General features: G+C 46.9%; 14 protein-coding genes. 7 read left to right on the top strand and 7 right to left on the bottom strand.

Going from position 1 to position 15,592, the window contains the following annotated elements:
* Positions 1 to 61: 61 nt before the first annotated feature.
* Together earP and gloB are read right to left on the bottom strand one after the other, a co-directional pair.
* On the bottom strand, positions 62 to 1,237 hold the full coding sequence (gene earP, locus RF679_RS13075; RefSeq protein WP_309481074.1) for an elongation factor P maturation arginine rhamnosyltransferase EarP: 1,176 nt from the start codon (positions 1,235 to 1,237) through the stop codon (positions 62 to 64).
* Between the two features lie 94 nt (positions 1,238 to 1,331).
* Entirely contained in the window at positions 1,332 to 2,132 is an 801-nt protein-coding gene (gene gloB, locus RF679_RS13070) for a hydroxyacylglutathione hydrolase (RefSeq protein ID WP_309481073.1), read from the bottom strand.
* Between the two features lie 29 nt (positions 2,133 to 2,161).
* On the opposite strand from gloB, the gene RF679_RS13065 reads away from it, so the two are divergent.
* Together RF679_RS13065 and rnhA are read left to right on the top strand one after the other, a co-directional pair.
* Positions 2,162 to 2,932 carry a class I SAM-dependent methyltransferase gene (locus RF679_RS13065; protein ID WP_309481072.1) on the top strand — a complete coding sequence of 257 codons (771 nt, stop codon included), beginning with the start codon at positions 2,162 to 2,164 and terminating at the stop codon, positions 2,930 to 2,932.
* Positions 2,919 to 3,356 (top strand): ribonuclease HI, encoded by a 438-nt coding sequence (gene rnhA, locus RF679_RS13060; RefSeq protein WP_309481071.1) that lies wholly within the window; start codon positions 2,919 to 2,921, stop codon positions 3,354 to 3,356. The genes RF679_RS13065 and rnhA overlap by 14 nt, the downstream gene beginning before the upstream one ends.
* Before the next feature lie 154 nt (positions 3,357 to 3,510).
* Here the strand turns inward: rnhA and tal are convergent, their stop codons facing one another.
* From tal to fabI, 4 genes are all read right to left on the bottom strand, one after another.
* Positions 3,511 to 4,446, bottom strand: a complete 936-nt coding sequence (gene tal / locus RF679_RS13055; RefSeq protein WP_309481070.1) for a transaldolase — start codon at positions 4,444 to 4,446, stop codon at positions 3,511 to 3,513.
* 117 nt (positions 4,447 to 4,563) lie between these two features.
* Positions 4,564 to 5,613 (bottom strand): selenide, water dikinase SelD, encoded by a 1,050-nt coding sequence (selD, locus tag RF679_RS13050; protein WP_309481069.1) that lies wholly within the window; start codon positions 5,611 to 5,613, stop codon positions 4,564 to 4,566.
* Between the two features lie 212 nt (positions 5,614 to 5,825).
* Complete coding sequence (locus tag RF679_RS13045; protein WP_309481068.1) at positions 5,826 to 7,262, bottom strand: DEAD/DEAH box helicase; 1,437 nt, start codon at positions 7,260 to 7,262, stop codon at positions 5,826 to 5,828.
* A gap of 457 nt (positions 7,263 to 7,719) precedes the next feature.
* A complete protein-coding gene (gene fabI, locus RF679_RS13040) occupies positions 7,720 to 8,502 on the bottom strand; it encodes an enoyl-ACP reductase FabI (RefSeq protein ID WP_309481067.1) in 783 nt (260 codons plus the stop codon).
* A 974-nt stretch (positions 8,503 to 9,476) separates the two neighbouring features.
* Here fabI and RF679_RS13035 point away from each other — a divergent pair.
* The 5 genes from RF679_RS13035 to RF679_RS13015 all read left to right on the top strand — a co-directional run bounded on the left by RF679_RS13035 (position 9,477) and on the right by RF679_RS13015 (position 13,534).
* Positions 9,477 to 10,148 carry an energy transducer TonB gene (locus RF679_RS13035; RefSeq protein ID WP_309481066.1) on the top strand — a complete coding sequence of 224 codons (672 nt, stop codon included), beginning with the start codon at positions 9,477 to 9,479 and terminating at the stop codon, positions 10,146 to 10,148.
* Between the two features lie 90 nt (positions 10,149 to 10,238).
* Entirely contained in the window at positions 10,239 to 11,108 is an 870-nt protein-coding gene (locus tag RF679_RS13030; protein ID WP_309481065.1) for a MotA/TolQ/ExbB proton channel family protein, read from the top strand.
* Positions 11,109 to 11,216: 108 nt separating this feature from the next.
* Positions 11,217 to 11,651 (top strand): ExbD/TolR family protein, encoded by a 435-nt coding sequence (locus RF679_RS13025; RefSeq protein ID WP_309481064.1) that lies wholly within the window; start codon positions 11,217 to 11,219, stop codon positions 11,649 to 11,651.
* Positions 11,652 to 11,663: 12 nt separating this feature from the next.
* Entirely contained in the window at positions 11,664 to 12,095 is a 432-nt protein-coding gene (locus RF679_RS13020; RefSeq protein ID WP_309481063.1) for an ExbD/TolR family protein, read from the top strand.
* Positions 12,096 to 12,289: 194 nt separating this feature from the next.
* Positions 12,290 to 13,534: a hypothetical protein gene (locus RF679_RS13015; RefSeq protein ID WP_309481062.1), complete on the top strand. Its 1,245-nt coding sequence runs from the start codon at positions 12,290 to 12,292 to the stop codon at positions 13,532 to 13,534.
* A 224-nt stretch (positions 13,535 to 13,758) separates the two neighbouring features.
* Here the strand turns inward: RF679_RS13015 and RF679_RS13010 are convergent, their stop codons facing one another.
* Positions 13,759 to 15,303: a transglycosylase SLT domain-containing protein gene (locus tag RF679_RS13010; protein ID WP_309481061.1), complete on the bottom strand. Its 1,545-nt coding sequence runs from the start codon at positions 15,301 to 15,303 to the stop codon at positions 13,759 to 13,761.
* Positions 15,304 to 15,592 lie beyond the last annotated feature (289 nt).

The following is a 15,592-nucleotide window of genomic DNA, read 5'->3' as shown; positions in this document are numbered from 1 at the left end:
AAGCTCAGGTTTGATTAGACTTTAAAACACGTCAAAAAATAACCCTCTATTTTAACCCAATTCAAGCCGATTTTTGTTTGATCTCCTTGGCGAATCTCAATAAATTTGCACTGAGGTCGCCGTTTTTCCGCTTTTGTCGTGCCCATTCTTGTGTTTGAAGCTGAGTTTGTAAGTGTTGATCGGTGACTTTTGTCCACAAAGCAGTCCAATCGCTGACCTGCATGACCTCGTTCCAAGCAAAAGACAGATCTCGTAAGGCATCGTTTATTGGGGTGTAAGTACTCAAGAAAGCGCGTAGTTTTTTGTGATGCAAATTGTCGTCTTGGGGATAGATGTGCCAGACAAATGGAATTTGTGCCCACTGCGCTCGTACAAACGAATCTTCTCCACGTACGAAGTTGAAGTCACAGGCCCATAAAAGCCTATCGTAATCATCTTGCGCCAAAAACGGGAAGATCCGCACTCGGAGATTTCCGCGTGATACGGTTTCTCCGGACTTTAGTTCGCGACCAAAAAAGCTGTTGAGTGTCGCACTAGCGACGCCTTCGGGTACCAATAGAAAAGTGGGGCGCTCGGTCGCGATCAAAGCATCGAGCAAAGATGCGACAGGAGCATGTGGGTAGCAAAATAAAGAGACTTTGAAGGTACTTAGGTCAGCTTCATCTAGGCCGAGGTTCTTAAGAAAATCATTCTTCAGTTCTGAGTTCGCAAGGAAGGCGAGGCGTTGGTTTTCAAGTTCTGCCTCGAACATCAATCCACCGGTCCTTTCGTTGAAGCCTGGGAAAAAGAAGTATTTGGTGAGCGGCAGGCGTGGATGGGAGGAAGGGAGTCTATGGCAACCTTCAACCCATTCCTCGGCAGTTAATCCTTCAAGATTAAACCATACGGGGCGCTCGCTGCATTGACTCATGGCCGTGATGTAAGAAGGTGGGATATCGCAAGCAAAAAACTCGATCACAATGTCAGCAATCTCGCTCGGGGTGAATTCGAGTTCTTGATTTTTCCACCAGCAGATCTCGACTTCGGCCTTGAATTGTCGGTCGATCTCGAGAGTAAGACCAGGGCAAATGCGTTGAAAGCTGGCCAAATCATCAACCCACAGTTGCACATGAATCCCATGCTCCCGCTGTAGCTGCCGCGCGAGACGCCAACAGATCCCAATGTCGCCATAGTTATCGACGACTTTGCAGAACAAAGCAAGGCTTGTGTGTTGTGATGTTTCTTCGTGTTGAATCATAAGGTGGCGTATGCGTTAGATGTCTTGTCGTAGTCTATTTTTTTGTTTTTCTTTTGTTTCTTCTTTTGCTGGGGCTCGAATAGCTACTTTCATTTCAAGCACGAAAATTGTTTTTCCATTCCCGTAGCGCGGCAAACACTGCGACGTCGTCGGCCTTACTCGCGATGCGTCCGAGAGACAATAAATTCTCTCGTAGATTGGTGTCATCGTATCGCAGGAACGGATTCGTTTGTTTTTCGATTCCAATGAGGCTTGGGACAGTACTGATCTGATTGGCTCGTTGTTGTTCGACTAAACGAAAGCGATCCTGCAAGGCCTGATTGTGTGGATCTGCTGCAAGCGCGAATTTTAAATTAGAAAGCGTATATTCATGAGCGCAATACACCCGAGTATCCTCGGGAAGTAGGCTTAATTTCTTCAATGAGTTGAGCATCTGTTCAGGGCTTCCTTCAAAGAGCCTGCCACATCCACCTGCGAACAAAGTATCACCGCAGAAGAGGGAGGCGAGCGAGGCGCTGTAGAAGGCGATGTGTGTCTTTGTATGCCCTGGTACAAATAGCACTTCCACATCTAAATCAAGTACATCAATTCTGATGCGAGGCGTGACTTCGCTTTCATCGTTGTACGAGATTTTATGACTGATGCTGTTGATCCTATCGTCATTGGGACCATATACCGGAACGGTAAAGTGATGCAAAAGATAAGGCACTCCACCGATGTGATCAGCGTGATGATGGGTGATCAAAATAGCGACCAAATCCAAATGGAGCTCTTGCAAACGTGCGGCGACGACCTCACCATTTCCAGGGTCGACCACGATGGCCTGACGACCATTGTGTACAATCCAAAGATAGTTATCGTCAAAAGCGGGTACAGCCAATATACTGAGAGGCATTGACATGGTGTTTGGGCAATGAAGGAAAAGTGGAATTGAAAGATTCAGAAGAAGCGCCCATTATAGACTTAGGCAGCTGGTTGGAGCAGCCAGCTGGCAGTTATGTGCGCGCTTGGGAACAAGCGCAGTTCGATCGCTTGACTGTGGATATTTTTGGTTTTCATGCGCTACAAATTGGTTTGCCGCAGATACATGCTTTGGCGGCAAGTCGTATGCCGCATCAGTGGCAAACTGATAGCATCATGCCGGCACCGAATGTGCTGTCTCGAAATCAAGTTGTGTTGGTACACGACTTCAAAGAGCTACCCTTTGAAGCGCAGAGTATTGATCTCGTGGTACTGCCGCACGTGCTTGAGTTTGCAGAAGAACCTCATCAAATTTTACGTGAGGTCGATCGTATTTTGATCCCAGAAGGGAGACTCATTATTAGCGGCTTGAATCGCGCTAGTTTGTGGGGAGCGAGACAAATGATTGGCCGTAGTTTCCTGCCTAAAGAGGGTGAGTTCATCAGCGCGCATCGATTAAAGGATTGGTTGAAATTACTGAGTATGGAAGTCAGTCAGACTAGCTTTGGCTGCTATGCGATGCCCGTCAACAATGAGCAGTGGTTGAATAGTTCAGGGATGGTCGAGAAACTGGGGCGCCGTTGGTGGCCTTATTTTGGCGCTGTCTATATGTTCGAAGCGGTCAAACGCGTACGTGGCATGCATTTAGTCGGGCCTGCCTTGCAGCGGAAAAAAATCCGGCAAGTGAATGCTGTACCTGCGGCAAATAAGTTGAAAGAACATGAGCAAAGTTAAGATTTATACCGATGGAGCGTGCAAAGGTAATCCTGGCAGTGGTGGCTGGGGTGCATTGCTGATCGCCGGAAAACATGAAAAAGAATTGTTTGGTGGTGAACCTGAAACAACCAATAACCGTATGGAATTAATGGCGGTGATCCAAGCCTTAGGCGCACTCAAACGGCCTTGCGAAATCGAGTTACATACTGATAGCCAATATGTTCTCAAGGGTATCACCGAATGGTTAGAGGGATGGAAAGCAAAAGGTTGGAAGACGGCTGGTAAAACACCAGTAAAGAACGTCGATTTGTGGCAGGCACTTGATGAAGCCTGTCGTACACACCAGATTGAATGGATATGGGTTAAAGGACATGCTGGGGATCCTGGGAATGAACGTGCCGATGCGCTGGCCAATCGTGGTGTCGAATCTCTTCGCACCTGATGAGGGTAGCAGTAATTGTGATGATGGTCAGGACCGATAATTTAACCGATGTAGGTGTAACCTAGATCGCAATGACTGGACAGGCCTACCGTCAATGAAAGAAAAGCCGCATGAATGATCATGCGGCTTTTTGTGGCGATTTAGATCAAATAAATTAACGCAAGGATTCAATCATCGTTTCGAGTTTCACGGTGTCTGCGCAGAACAGGCGAATCCCTTCCGCAAGTTTCTCTGTCGCCATCGCATCTTCGTTCAATGCGAAGCGGAAGGCTTTTTCGTCGACCGCAATACGTGTTTGTTCAGAGGCGAGGGCACTTTCAGGATTGAGTTTCGCTTTCACAGGGTTATCTGAGTCTGCTAATTTTTGTAGTAAGTCAGGACTAATGGTGAGCAAATCGCAACCCGCCAACTCTAAGATCTGAGAAGTGTTACGGAAACTTGCTCCCATGATTTCGGTCTTGTAGCCGAATTTGCGATAGTAGTTGTAGATACGTTTTACGGACAGCACTCCAGGGTCGTCGGCACCAAAAATCTCTTGTCCTGTTTGCTTTTTGAACCAGTCGTAAATGCGCCCTACAAACGGGGAAATCAGTTGCGCTCCCGCTTCCGCGCATGCAGCAGCTTGCGCAAGGCAGAAAAGTAAAGTCATGTTGCAACGGATGCCTTCTTTTTCCAAAATTTCTGCAGCGCGAATACCTTCCCATGTCGAAGCGATTTTGATTAAAACGCGATCACGTGGAATGCCAGCGGCTTCGTAGAGGGCGATTAACTGACGGCCTTTGGCAACCGTCGCTTCCGTATCGAAGGATAAACGGGCATCGGTTTCGGTTGAAACTCTGCCTGGTACAATCTCCAAAATCTTCAAGCCAAAACTGACTAAGAGTTGATCGATAATTTCATCGGTTGATTTGTCTCTGTGTGCCGCGACTGCTTGTGCCAACAACGGTTGATATTCGGCCTTTTGAACAGCCTTTAAAATCAAAGAAGGGTTCGTAGTAGCGTCTTGTGGCGTGTAGGCTTGCATCGCCTGGAAATCGCCCGTATCAGCGACGACGGTGGTGAATTGTTTCAATTGTTCTAGTTGATTCATCTTACTCTCACTTTTATTTCGGGATAATGTGTTTGATCTGCGCTAACTGTAATATCGACTTTGTTCAGATCGTATTGTTGTCAATCTTCAGGCGAAAGGTCGTGGCTCCTTGAGACCTCATGCAAAGTCCAAACTGACGCGCGCCGGGCCTTCGACCATTTCACCAATCACGATGGCGTCTTCAAATTGTTGACTCTTAAAGATCGCTAAGACTTCTTCTACATTCTCTTTGGCGCAAGCAACCAGTAAGCCGCCAGCTGTCTGTGGATCGCACAACAGAGCTTGCGTGATTGGATCGCATTGATTGAGGTCGACCTCATGGCCGTATGAAGAAAAATTCCGCGCAGATGCGCCTGTAATACATCCTTGTTCGGCGAGGTCGCGCACCATCGGCAGTAAAGGAACGTCGCGAACGCGAATCTTCGCACCAAGTTGTGAGCCGCGACAAATCTCTAACAGGTGACCTAGCAAACCAAATCCAGTCACATCAGTGACCGCATGAACACCTTCGAGCTTCGCGAGTGCCATGCCTGGTTTGTTGAGTTTGGTGGTCTGCCGAATCATTTCTGCATAGCCGTGTTGGTCCAGCTTCTGTTTTTTTAATGCTGCCGACAGAATGCCCACTCCAAGTGGCTTGGCGAGGATAATTTGGTCACCGATTTTTGCCGAGCAATTGCGCTTTACTTTACTCGGATGAACGAGCCCCAAAACGACGAGTCCATAGATCGGTTCGACGGAATCGATACTGTGTCCACCGGCGATAGGAATGCCGGCATCGCGACAGACGCTGGCACCACCTTCCAAGATTTGCCCAATCACATCCAGTGGAATTTGATTGATCGGCATCCCAACCAAGGCTAAAGCCATGATTGGCGTACCGCCCATGGCATAGACATCTGAAATCGCATTGGTTGCTGCGATGCGACCGAAGTCGTAAGCATCATCGACAATCGGCATGAAGAAATCGGTAGTCGCAATCAAGGCTTGCTCATCATTGAGCAGGTAGACAGCCGCATCATCCGAGGTTTCGATTCCCACCATCAGCTCTGGCGGGATCGCGAAGCCTTGTGTCTTTTTGAGAATTTCTGACAAAACACCGGGCGCAATCTTACAACCGCAGCCGCCGCCATGAGAGAAAGAGGTCAGTCGAATGGAATCAGTCTGCATTTTTTTAATTCGTTATCTAGATCGAGTGTGGCCGAAAGCCAGATTGATACGTTATGTTGATGCACTATCGTGTTGGACGATTATAGGTGAGTGCAAGCGAGAAGTGCAAACCGGCTGCAGATATGGCGATACATTCGACCGCAAAAACAAAAAACGGTCGCTTACATTGCGTAAGCGACCGTCTTATTGGCGATTATTTAGAGCCGGTGGTATTAGCGATCACCGAAACTACGTCGACTACTGCCAGCATCGCTGAAGCGTGATTTGCCACCGAAGCCAGAACCGCCTTCTCCGCGGCTCGCGCCTGCAGGTTTTGCGAAGCTACGTTGACTTGTCTTTGCTTTGCCAAAGTTATTGCCAGACTTGCGCTTATCACCTGGCTTCCAGCCACTTGGTTTGCGCGTCGGTGTGCGAGCTGCAGCAGCTGTTTTCTTAGGTTCGAAACCTTCGATGACATCGACAGGAATCAACTGTTTTGTGAATCGTTCGATGCGCTTAACATTGATGCTTTCAGCGTGATTTACTAAAGACACTGCCAAACCCTTGCGGCCAGCACGACCGGTACGGCCAATACGGTGCACATAGTCTTCTGGGAATTTTGGAAGGTCATAGTTGAAAACATGGGTGATACCTGGCACATCGATACCACGTGCCGCAACGTCCGTTGCGACCAATACGCGAACTTGGCCGCGACGCAAGGAATCGAGAGTGCGGTTACGTGCGCCTTGATGCATATCGCCATGCAAAGCCGCGGCTGCAAAACCAGCAATATTGAGGCGATCTGCAATGGTATCCGCATCACGTTTTGTTGCAGTGAAAACGACTGCTTGATCAAGTGACTGGTCACGCAATAGATGATCTAACAAACGGTTCTTATGAGACAAATCGTCGACGAAGTGGACGCGTTGTTGAATATTTTCGTGTTTGGTGGCTGAACTAGCGATCTGGATGACCAATGGCTCAGTCGTAATACGACGCGCCATATTTCCAACGACGCCATCTAAAGTGGCGGAGAACAGCATGGTTTGACGTGTTTCAGGCGTCGCTGCGACGATTTTTTCGATGTCTTCGATAAAACCCATGTCCAACATGCGATCGGCTTCGTCAAGAACCAAAATCTGGAGTTCAGAGAAATTGATTTTTCCTGATTCCATGTGATCAATCAAACGACCTGGTGTCGCTACCAAGATTTCTGGATTGCGCGACAACAATTGCATTTGTTTTGGATATGGCATGCCACCTAGAATCGAAACAGCTTTGAGACGACGTGAGTAAGCACTGTATTTGTCTGTCGCGGTTGTGACCTGTAAAGCTAATTCGCGAGTCGGTGTGAGTACCAACATTTTTGGTTTCGCTGCTTGGAAGCGTGGACGCTCGCCACGGGCGCGCGCCGCTTGCCGTTCTTGATTTGGTGTACGGTTCGATGGGGCTGCTGTGCCTTCAGCGGCGGCTGCCGCTGCTAATTTGTGGAGTGCTGGCAGCATGAACGCAGCCGTTTTTCCGGAGCCAGTTTGTGAGGAAACCAGCAAATCGCGGCCTTCAATCGCTGCAGGGATCGCTTGTTGTTGTACTGCTGTCGGCGTGGTGTAGCCTGTCTCAGCAATAGCGCGCAGAATCGATGGGTGAAGGCCTAGTGTTTCAAAACTCATTTAATTTCTTTCGTTATGGTTTTGCGGAGAGCAAAAAAACTCCGCGTCAAAAGCAGCTCCAAGCAAACGAAATGAACAAAGAAAAGCAAAACCTCACGCAAAGCGCGAAGCAAAATAAAGCTATACGATGAAATTTCGGCACAAAAGCTTTGCGCCGGGACGATGTCTATGAGTGCTGCCAGACATACAAGGCGGGAGGGCTTTACATTGTGAAAGCGTGCCAAAGGCAAAGCCTTTTTAGCGAGTGTTCCACAAGGGCTACGGTGCTACAAACTTACTCTGCGACTGCTTATATTGCAGTGCAAAAACGCGACTATACAGCATTTTTGGATTCCATGCAGCAGAAACTTGTGAATCTAAGGCGTTAGATGGCCGTGCGCAGGGCTGTGCTCGTCAATAAAAAAGCCGAGGAGACATGTCTCACTCGGCTTTCGCGATCGCTTTTTTTGTCAGAGGTTTAGTCAGGTGTCAATCCCATCACATGGGAGAAGCCGCCGTCAACATAGGTGATCTCACCAGTGATGCCACTTGCAAGTGGCGACAACAAGAAGGCCGCAGTATTGCCAACTTCTTCGATCGTCACATTACGGCGCAATGGTGCGTGCTCGGCGACGAAGCCGAGTAAGGTGCTGAAATCTTTAATACCACTTGCTGCGAGAGTCTTGATTGGGCCAGCTGAGATTCCATTGACACGAATACCTTTCTTGCCCAAGTTCTCTGCTAAGTAGCGAACACTCGCTTCGAGTGAGGCTTTTGCTAATCCCATCGTGTTGTAGTAAGGAATTGCGCGAATCGCGCCGAGGTAGGACAGCGTCAGAAGAGATGAATTTTCATTCATCATAGGCAAGGCAGCTTTCGCCAGTGCTGGGAAACTGTAGGCCGAGATATCGTGTGCAATGCGGAATGCTTCGCGTGAAAAACCGTCGAGGAAGTCGCCTGCAATCGCCTCACGTGGAGCGAAACCAATTGCGTGTACCACGCCGTCGAGCTTATCCCAAGACTTTTGTAGGTCCACGAAGACTTGGTTAATTTGTTCGTCGCTACTCACATCGCAGTCAAATACGAGCTCACTATCAAACTCTTTGGCGAACTCAGTGATTCGATCTTTAAAACGATCACCAACATATGTGAACGCTAGTTCAGCGCCTTCACGACGGCATGCTTGTGCGATGCCGTAGGCGATCGAACGGTTAGAGAGCAGACCGGTGATGAGAATTCGTTTGCCTTGCAAAAATGCCATATCAACTCCAAGTGCTAACCTTATCCCAAAAGTTCTGCGCTATGAAATGACAGAGAAGAGGGAATGCGGTTACGGTTTCTAGACGAGCTTCCAAGAATCTTGTTATAAATGCGGAGGAAGCAGCGGACAGGTCGGCATTGTAGTAGTTCGCGCCAGTTAGGGCAAATAGTATGCGGCTTTTCGGTGCTTACGTTTGAATTCGGCTAAATATATTACTCGCAAGTTGTCAAGAAAATTCGCTTCAAAATTGAAAGTGTGTGAAAAATGCAGCACTGCAACAATTTATCTTCTTGACGGTCAGGCAACACGATGTAAAACTACATTTGTCTTAGTTCTTTCAAGAATCATCTTGCTACACAGCACGTAATTGCACTACTGGCTTACGATGGTGGTGTAAGTCGTCTGGTGGTGAGTGTCAACTGGTATCTAGGGCGCGAATTGAAAGTTTTGTTTCAATTTCATCTTTCGTGGTGATATCGACAAAAGACTAAATTCAAATGTTTGCAAAGGATGAAAGTTTATGCTGCAGGGCAGCATAAAAGCAACTTCCATTAGCTCGTTTGTTTATGTCAAAATAGTCGCTGTTTTTCGTAAAGATTTAAAAAAAACAATGTTTTATTGGCAGATGTTTGACGACACACTCTAAACATTTTCAGTAGAACGGGCCGCTTCAATTTTCTTAATGTCCGAAAGGGTGTTATGAATTTGGTGAAGTATTTGCCAAATTTGTTGGTCTGTCGGAAGTTCGACAAACGATTGGTAAGCAAATAGTTGTACTCACTCAGGTGTGTTCGAATTTAGGTTCAAGCAGTTTGTTTGAGTATGGGGGCGCAAACAGTGTGCCGGTCAAGGTCAGGTGGCTGGCAGTAAGAGGCAATATTGAACTTTAGATGCGATTCAGGCATCCAATTTCAAGAGCTGTGTTTTATATGTTTGAACCTAATTGAAATTGTTGTGGTATTGGAGGAGTAGGTATGGATTTTTCAGGACGCCAACAAGAACCGGGTAGGAAGTTTGCCGGTTTGGGTGTGGTTATTGTTTTGCACGTATTTATTGGCTGGGCATTCGTCAGTGGTTTGGCGCACAAAGTGTTGCCATTTATCCCGAAGCCAATGGAAGCTGTGGTTAAAGAGGCGCCACCACCGCCACCGCCACCACCAGATACACCGCCGCCACCGCCGCCGAAATTGGCTGTGCCACCTCCACCTTTTATTCCTCCACCTGAGGTGCAGGTTCAGCAACAAGCACCATCGCCAAATGCAATTTCTACAGTGTCTAACGTAAGACCTGATACAAATGCGATGGCAAAAACAGCGGCGCCAGTTGTAGCTGAAGCTCCAAAAGCTCCAGCTGCACCAGTGGTTGTTCCTGCGCATATTGATTTCCAGCAATCTGGATGTAAGCCAGAATATCCGCGTGCTTCATTGCGCAACGAAGAAACTGGTGTGACGGGTTTGTCCGTTACTGTCGGTGCTGATGGTAATGTGACAGATGTTACTATCGTGAAGTCTAGTGGATTCAGGGGGCTAGACAACGCTGTGCGTGCCCAATTGTTGTCCGGGTCGTGCAAAAATAAACCTGGAACAGTGGATGGCAAGGCTCAAGCTACCACGACTCGTGTTGATTACGTTTGGAAGCTTGATTAAAACAAAGCCAACAAGTAACAAGAGTCAGAGACGTATCGTTTTACTCACAACCAACGTAAGTATTAAATTTTTTTTAAAGGAAGTATCTACATGAAAACCCGCGCTAAAGTAAGCACATTCTTGGCGGCAGTCTTGTTTGCATTGACAGCCTCTTTGACATCCGCATCCGTATTCGCTCAAGACGCATCTGCACCAGCAGCGTCAGCTCCAGCAGCTGAAGCGGCTGCTCCAGCAGCACCTTCCCCAGAAGCTTCTGTGCCAGCGGCTGAAGCACCAAAAACTGAAGCGGTTGATCAGTACAGCCTCACAAATTTGATCAAGAATGGTACTTTGGTTGACCAAGCAACATTGGTAATCATGGTCTTGATGTCCATCGGTTCTTGGTACATCTTGGTCACAAAAATCATCGACTTGACTAAATTGAACGGTCAAGCGAAGGATGCTCGCAAGTTCTGGAAGGCAGCAAACGTGAACGCAGGTTTGTCTAGCTTGAAAGAAGGCAGCCCATATCGTTTCATCGCTGACTCTGCAATTAGCGCTAGTCAGCACCACGAAGGTGCGTTGTTAGAACAAATCGACTTGAATTCATGGGTAACAATGTCTATTCAACGTTCTGTTGACAAAGTATCGAGCCGTTTGGGTGAAGGCTTGACATTCTTGGCGACTGTTGGTTCTACAGCACCATTTATTGGTTTGTTCGGTACAGTTATGGGTATTTACCACGCGTTGATCGCGATCGGTACATCTGGTAACTCTTCTATCGACAAAGTTGCGGGTCCTGTTGGTTCTGCTTTGATCATGACAGCGATCGGTTTGTTCGTTGCGGTCCCAGCTGTTTTGGGTTACAACTACTTGTTGCGTCGTAACAAAGCTGCAATGGAAGAAGTTCGTGCGTTTGGCGCTGATTTGCATGCGGTAGTTTTGTCTGGCGCAATGAGCAAAGCATCTGCAAATAAATAATCTACGTAATACCCAATATCGCTATTACGAAAAAATTCATAGAGGTCTTGTGTGCCAGTATTGAAGTTGCACAAGACCAATGTGAACTTGAGATAAAGAGAAACTATTATGGCAATGCAAATCGGTAGCGGCGACGGTGATGATGAGCAGCTGAACAGCACGATCAATACGACCCCTTTGGTCGATATTATGTTGGTTTTGTTGATCATTTTTATCATTACTTCGCCAGTAGTGCTTCAGTTGGCAAAGGTTCAATTGCCAGCTGAGAAAAACGATCCATACAATCCTGACGCTAAAAATATCATCATTACCGTCAATAAAGACGGCGACATATTTTGGCGTGGATTTCGGACACCAGTTGCATCAGAAGATGAACTTTTCGAGAAAATGAAGGTTGAATCGGTTAAGGTACCACAACCTGAAGTTCATATTCGTGGTGATCAAAATGCACGTTATGAAGCAATTGGTAAAACAATGCTGACTGTACAACGCGCAGGTATTCAAAAAGTTGGTTTCGTATTAGAACCACCAGCCAAGAACTAATAGGGGAATGCCATGGGTATGAATATAGGCTCGGGTTCCGGCGGTGATGTGGAACCAATGATGGAAATGAACATGACGCCAATGATTGACGTTATGTTGGTGTTGATTATTATGTTTATTACGACTTTGCCAGTGGCGAACCACGCGGTGAATTTGAACATGCCAAACAACACGCCAACTGCACCACCACCAGAACCACCAGAAGTCATTAAAATTGACGTCGATTTTGATGGCACAATCAGTTGGAATGGTGAAGTTGTAAATCGTTCGCAAATGGAAGACCGTTTTGTTGCTGCGGCAGCGAAAAATCCTCAACCAGAAATTCATTTGCAACCAAATCGTTTGGTACCGTACAAAGCAGTTGCTGGCGTAATGGCGTCAGCTCAAAGCCGCGGTATTACGAAATTGGGTATGATTGGTAACGAACAGTTCTTGAAAAACTAATTCTGGAATTGATTGTGGCAACATCAATCAACTAAGAAGAGGGCAGGGATTTCCCTGCCTTTTTTTGTATTGAGGCATGTTTCTTTGCACGTTATGATGTCCAATTGCGTGTAGACTCTGATAGTCTGTTTAGAGGTAAAACTCTTATCCACTCGGCAGTACTAAATTTTATTTTTTTGATTGAGAGATCAACTATGAAGCACCTACGCTTATCACAACTTGCGATTGTTTTCGCTGCGCTTGGTTCTGTAGCAATTCCTGAAATGACAGGTGTTGGTAATATTGCGTACGCTCAGGAGGCGATGCGTCCAGAGGTGGGCAAATTAGTTCAACAAGCGGGTGACATGTTCCGCGCCAAGAAATATCGTGATGCGCTCGCAAAATTGCAGGAAACAGACCGCATTGGCAGTAAGACTGTCAATGAAAGCTTCACAATTGAACGTATGCGCCTCGCCATTGCTTCTGCAACTGGTGATAATGATCTGATTATTCGTTCTGGCGAAATTATCGTTGCGGCCAATAAATTGGGTAGTAAAGAACAGTTACAGTTGATCCAAGTCCTGGCAAACTCTTACTACAAAGCAGGTAATTATGCGAAGGCAGCAAAAGCCTATGAGCGCTATTTTGCTGAGGGCGGTACCGATACTTCCTTGCGTCAGTATTTGACACAAGCCAAGGCGCAAAGTGGTGACGTTGGCGGTGCTATGAAAGACGTCAAGGCCGAGATTCAGGCTGCAGAAAAAGCGGGTCGTGTACCACCACAATCAACATTAGAGTTCTACGCAAATGGTGCGCAACGTGCTGGTGATAAAGCGGGCTACCAAAGTGCACTCGAAAAATTGGTGGCTTTCTATGGTAAGAAAGAATATTGGCAGAATTTGATTAATGCTGTTGAGCGTAATAAAGATTTTTCTTCACGTTTGACAATGGATCTGTATCGTTTGAAGTTTGCAGTAGGCTTAATCAAAGATACCAAAGACTACATGGAAATGGCGCAAATCGCGATCCAAGATGGTAACACTGGTGAAGCGTTGAAAATCATCGACGCAGGCTTCAAGTCTGGTGCTTTAGGTACTGGAAACGAAGCGGCTCGTCATGGCCGTTTGCGCGACTTGGCAAACAAGAAGCATGCTGACGCTAAAGCTGCAGCCGCGAATGCTGAAGCTGAGGCTGAGAAATCTGCTGAAGGTACAGCCTTGGTCGCACTGGGCTTCTCCTATGCGACTGCAGGTGACTTCGACAAGGGTATTCCAATGATGGAACGTGGCATTAAGAAGGATAGCTTGAAATATCCTGATGACGCGAATTTGCATTTAGGGATTGCTTATATCATGGCGGGCAAAAAATCCAATGGCTTGAAAGTCTTGAAAGGCGTTCAGGGTAAAGATGGTAGTGGTGACTTAGCTCGTTACTGGACGATCTACGCGAACGCGAAATAATTCAATGCTTTAGTTCGAAAAGGGCGACTTCGGTCGCCCTTTTTTATTTTTGGATTGCATCAAACGTCGCGGTATTCAGGAGAAACAAGTCACCGGCGGGTCAAAGGTAAGTCTCTTGGTTCGGACGTGGGTGAAGGTGTACAGCGAGCCCGAATCGTTTTTAATCAGTCGATATTTTGCTGGAGCGCTGCAGCATTGCAGCCGTCTGCGTTTAGCGCGTCAAGTTAGGCCTTGCGGGCATGACGGCGCCCTGGAGTATTGGCAGCCTTTTGAATGGAGCGTGAATGGGCTTTAGTTGAATGATTCTTTTTCGATGCAAGCTGTTTTTCTGACAGACTTCTTGGCTTTTCTTTCGTAGCGATTTGCAGTTCAAGTTTTTGCCCTGCGACTAATTTTTCAGACCTCAGTTTGTTCCAAGATTTAATATCCGCTACGCTGACCTTATATCGCTTGGCTAAGGTATTCAAATTATCTTTACGTCCGACTTTGATCGCGATTTTACGAGTGCTTACACCAGCCTTTTCAATATTGAGTTGGGCTTGTTCTGCGATATGCGCTGGAATATCTTCGTCGGCCGCTTTATCAGATTTTGGGACCAGAATGGTCGAACCGGCTTTGATCACGGTCTTTGCTGGAATCGCGTTCACTTCGCGCACGATATCGGCTTGATATCCATAACGAGATGCGAGAGTCTCAATGCGTTCAGACTTTTGAATGTTAAGCGTCGTCCACGAAGACAATGGACCTTTCCAATTGCTGAAATTATCCTCGAAGGTTGCTACCTTGTCGATCGGAAGTAGAATCGAAGTGTTATTGCCGCCTGTGATAATGGGACGATTGAATTGCGGATTGAGCGCTTTAAATTCACTGATAGGGATATCGGCGAGACGCGCTGCCAATTCAACGTCAATATCTTTTTCTTTCTTCACGCTGGTGAAATAGGGCGAGTTTTCCAAGGGCGGTAGGTTCAGACCAAATTGTTCTGGATTGCCAATAATGTTTTTGACAGCTTGTAACTTTGGGACGTAGTTTTTCGTCTCTGCAGGCATCTGAGCTGAAAGGCTGTCGAAGTCAATTGGTAAGCCTTTCGCTTGTTGTCGTTTGATGGCGCGCTGTACCGAGCCCTCACCCCAGTTGTAGGCGGCTAGGGCAAGCTGCCAGTCACCAAACATATTGTAGAGCCGTTGTAAATAATCGAGTGCCGCCTCGGTAGAGTCGAGGACTCCGCGACGATCATCTTTAAATAAACTTTGCTTTAAGTTGAAGTCGCGACCAGTCGCAGGCATAAATTGCCACATACCGGATGCTTTTGCACTCGAAATAGCATTCGGATTGAATGCCGATTCGATAAAAGGCAGCAGTGCTAAATCAGTTGGCATGCCGCGTTTGTCGAGGGCTTCGACCACGTGGTACAAATACCGTGAGCCACGTTGAATAATACGTTTTAAGTAATCAACCCTTGCACCATACCATTCAGTTTGATGGTTGACTAAACGGTTCTCAAGATTCGGAATCGCATAGCCATTTCGAATGCGGCTCCAAAGATCAGCTTCGACGATGTTGAGACTTGGCTCTTGCGCATGACGCTCACTATCGTCTATTTTTAGCTCGTTAGGACGTGCTTCGAGAGAGGCTTTAGGCGCCTCGGTGACACTAAGATTCTTACTCAGTTTAAGTAGATCATCACCGTCTTCGCGTGCAAACGCCGTGCCTTGTGAAAGCAAAGCGAAAACGGAACTAATGGCTACAACCGAGAGTCTTAGTCGCATAAAATTAAAGCAGGGAAAGCTTGCCGGCGAAGTGCAAGGCAAAAGGACACCGAAGTGTAATGAAAGCTCGCTTTCAAGGTCAAGCAAATTGATTAAAAAGTGCGACGATTGAACCCTTTTGTATAAAAAGTATCCGCACGGAAATTTTTACTCCTTGTATGCATGTCGATGACGCATTACTCAATTTGTTCGAAGAGTTTTGGAGACTTATCTCGACGCTTCGATTCATAATGAGAGTATCGGTCATTCACTCAGTCGGAACTGCGTTTGGCGAGAGTGTTTGTTTGAG

It is taken from the genome of Undibacterium cyanobacteriorum (genome assembly GCF_031326225.1).
Classification (GTDB): Bacteria; Pseudomonadota; Gammaproteobacteria; order Burkholderiales; family Burkholderiaceae_D; genus Undibacterium; species Undibacterium cyanobacteriorum.
Note: the sequence above shows the minus strand (reverse complement) of the source record. Positions and strands in the feature narration are given on the sequence as shown.

Bases quoted from the DNA above. Each gene is read 5' to 3' on its own strand.
- earP (WP_309481074.1), bottom strand. From the start codon at position 1,237: ATGATTCAACACGAAGAAACATCACAACACACAAGCCTTGCTTTGTTC.
- RF679_RS13035 (WP_309481066.1), top strand. From the start codon at position 9,477: ATGGATTTTTCAGGACGCCAACAAGAACCGGGTAGGAAGTTTGCCGGT.
- fabI (WP_309481067.1), bottom strand. From the start codon at position 8,502: ATGGCATTTTTGCAAGGCAAACGAATTCTCATCACCGGTCTGCTCTCT.
- RF679_RS13030 (WP_309481065.1), top strand. From the start codon at position 10,239: ATGAAAACCCGCGCTAAAGTAAGCACATTCTTGGCGGCAGTCTTGTTT.
- RF679_RS13010 (WP_309481061.1), bottom strand. From the start codon at position 15,303: ATGCGACTAAGACTCTCGGTTGTAGCCATTAGTTCCGTTTTCGCTTTG.
- RF679_RS13020 (WP_309481063.1), top strand. From the start codon at position 11,664: ATGGGTATGAATATAGGCTCGGGTTCCGGCGGTGATGTGGAACCAATG.
- rnhA (WP_309481071.1), top strand. From the start codon at position 2,919: ATGAGCAAAGTTAAGATTTATACCGATGGAGCGTGCAAAGGTAATCCT.
- RF679_RS13025 (WP_309481064.1), top strand. From the start codon at position 11,217: ATGGCAATGCAAATCGGTAGCGGCGACGGTGATGATGAGCAGCTGAAC.
- gloB (WP_309481073.1), bottom strand. From the start codon at position 2,132: ATGCCTCTCAGTATATTGGCTGTACCCGCTTTTGACGATAACTATCTT.
- selD (WP_309481069.1), bottom strand. From the start codon at position 5,613: ATGCAGACTGATTCCATTCGACTGACCTCTTTCTCTCATGGCGGCGGC.
- RF679_RS13045 (WP_309481068.1), bottom strand. From the start codon at position 7,262: ATGAGTTTTGAAACACTAGGCCTTCACCCATCGATTCTGCGCGCTATT.
- tal (WP_309481070.1), bottom strand. From the start codon at position 4,446: ATGAATCAACTAGAACAATTGAAACAATTCACCACCGTCGTCGCTGAT.
- RF679_RS13015 (WP_309481062.1), top strand. From the start codon at position 12,290: ATGAAGCACCTACGCTTATCACAACTTGCGATTGTTTTCGCTGCGCTT.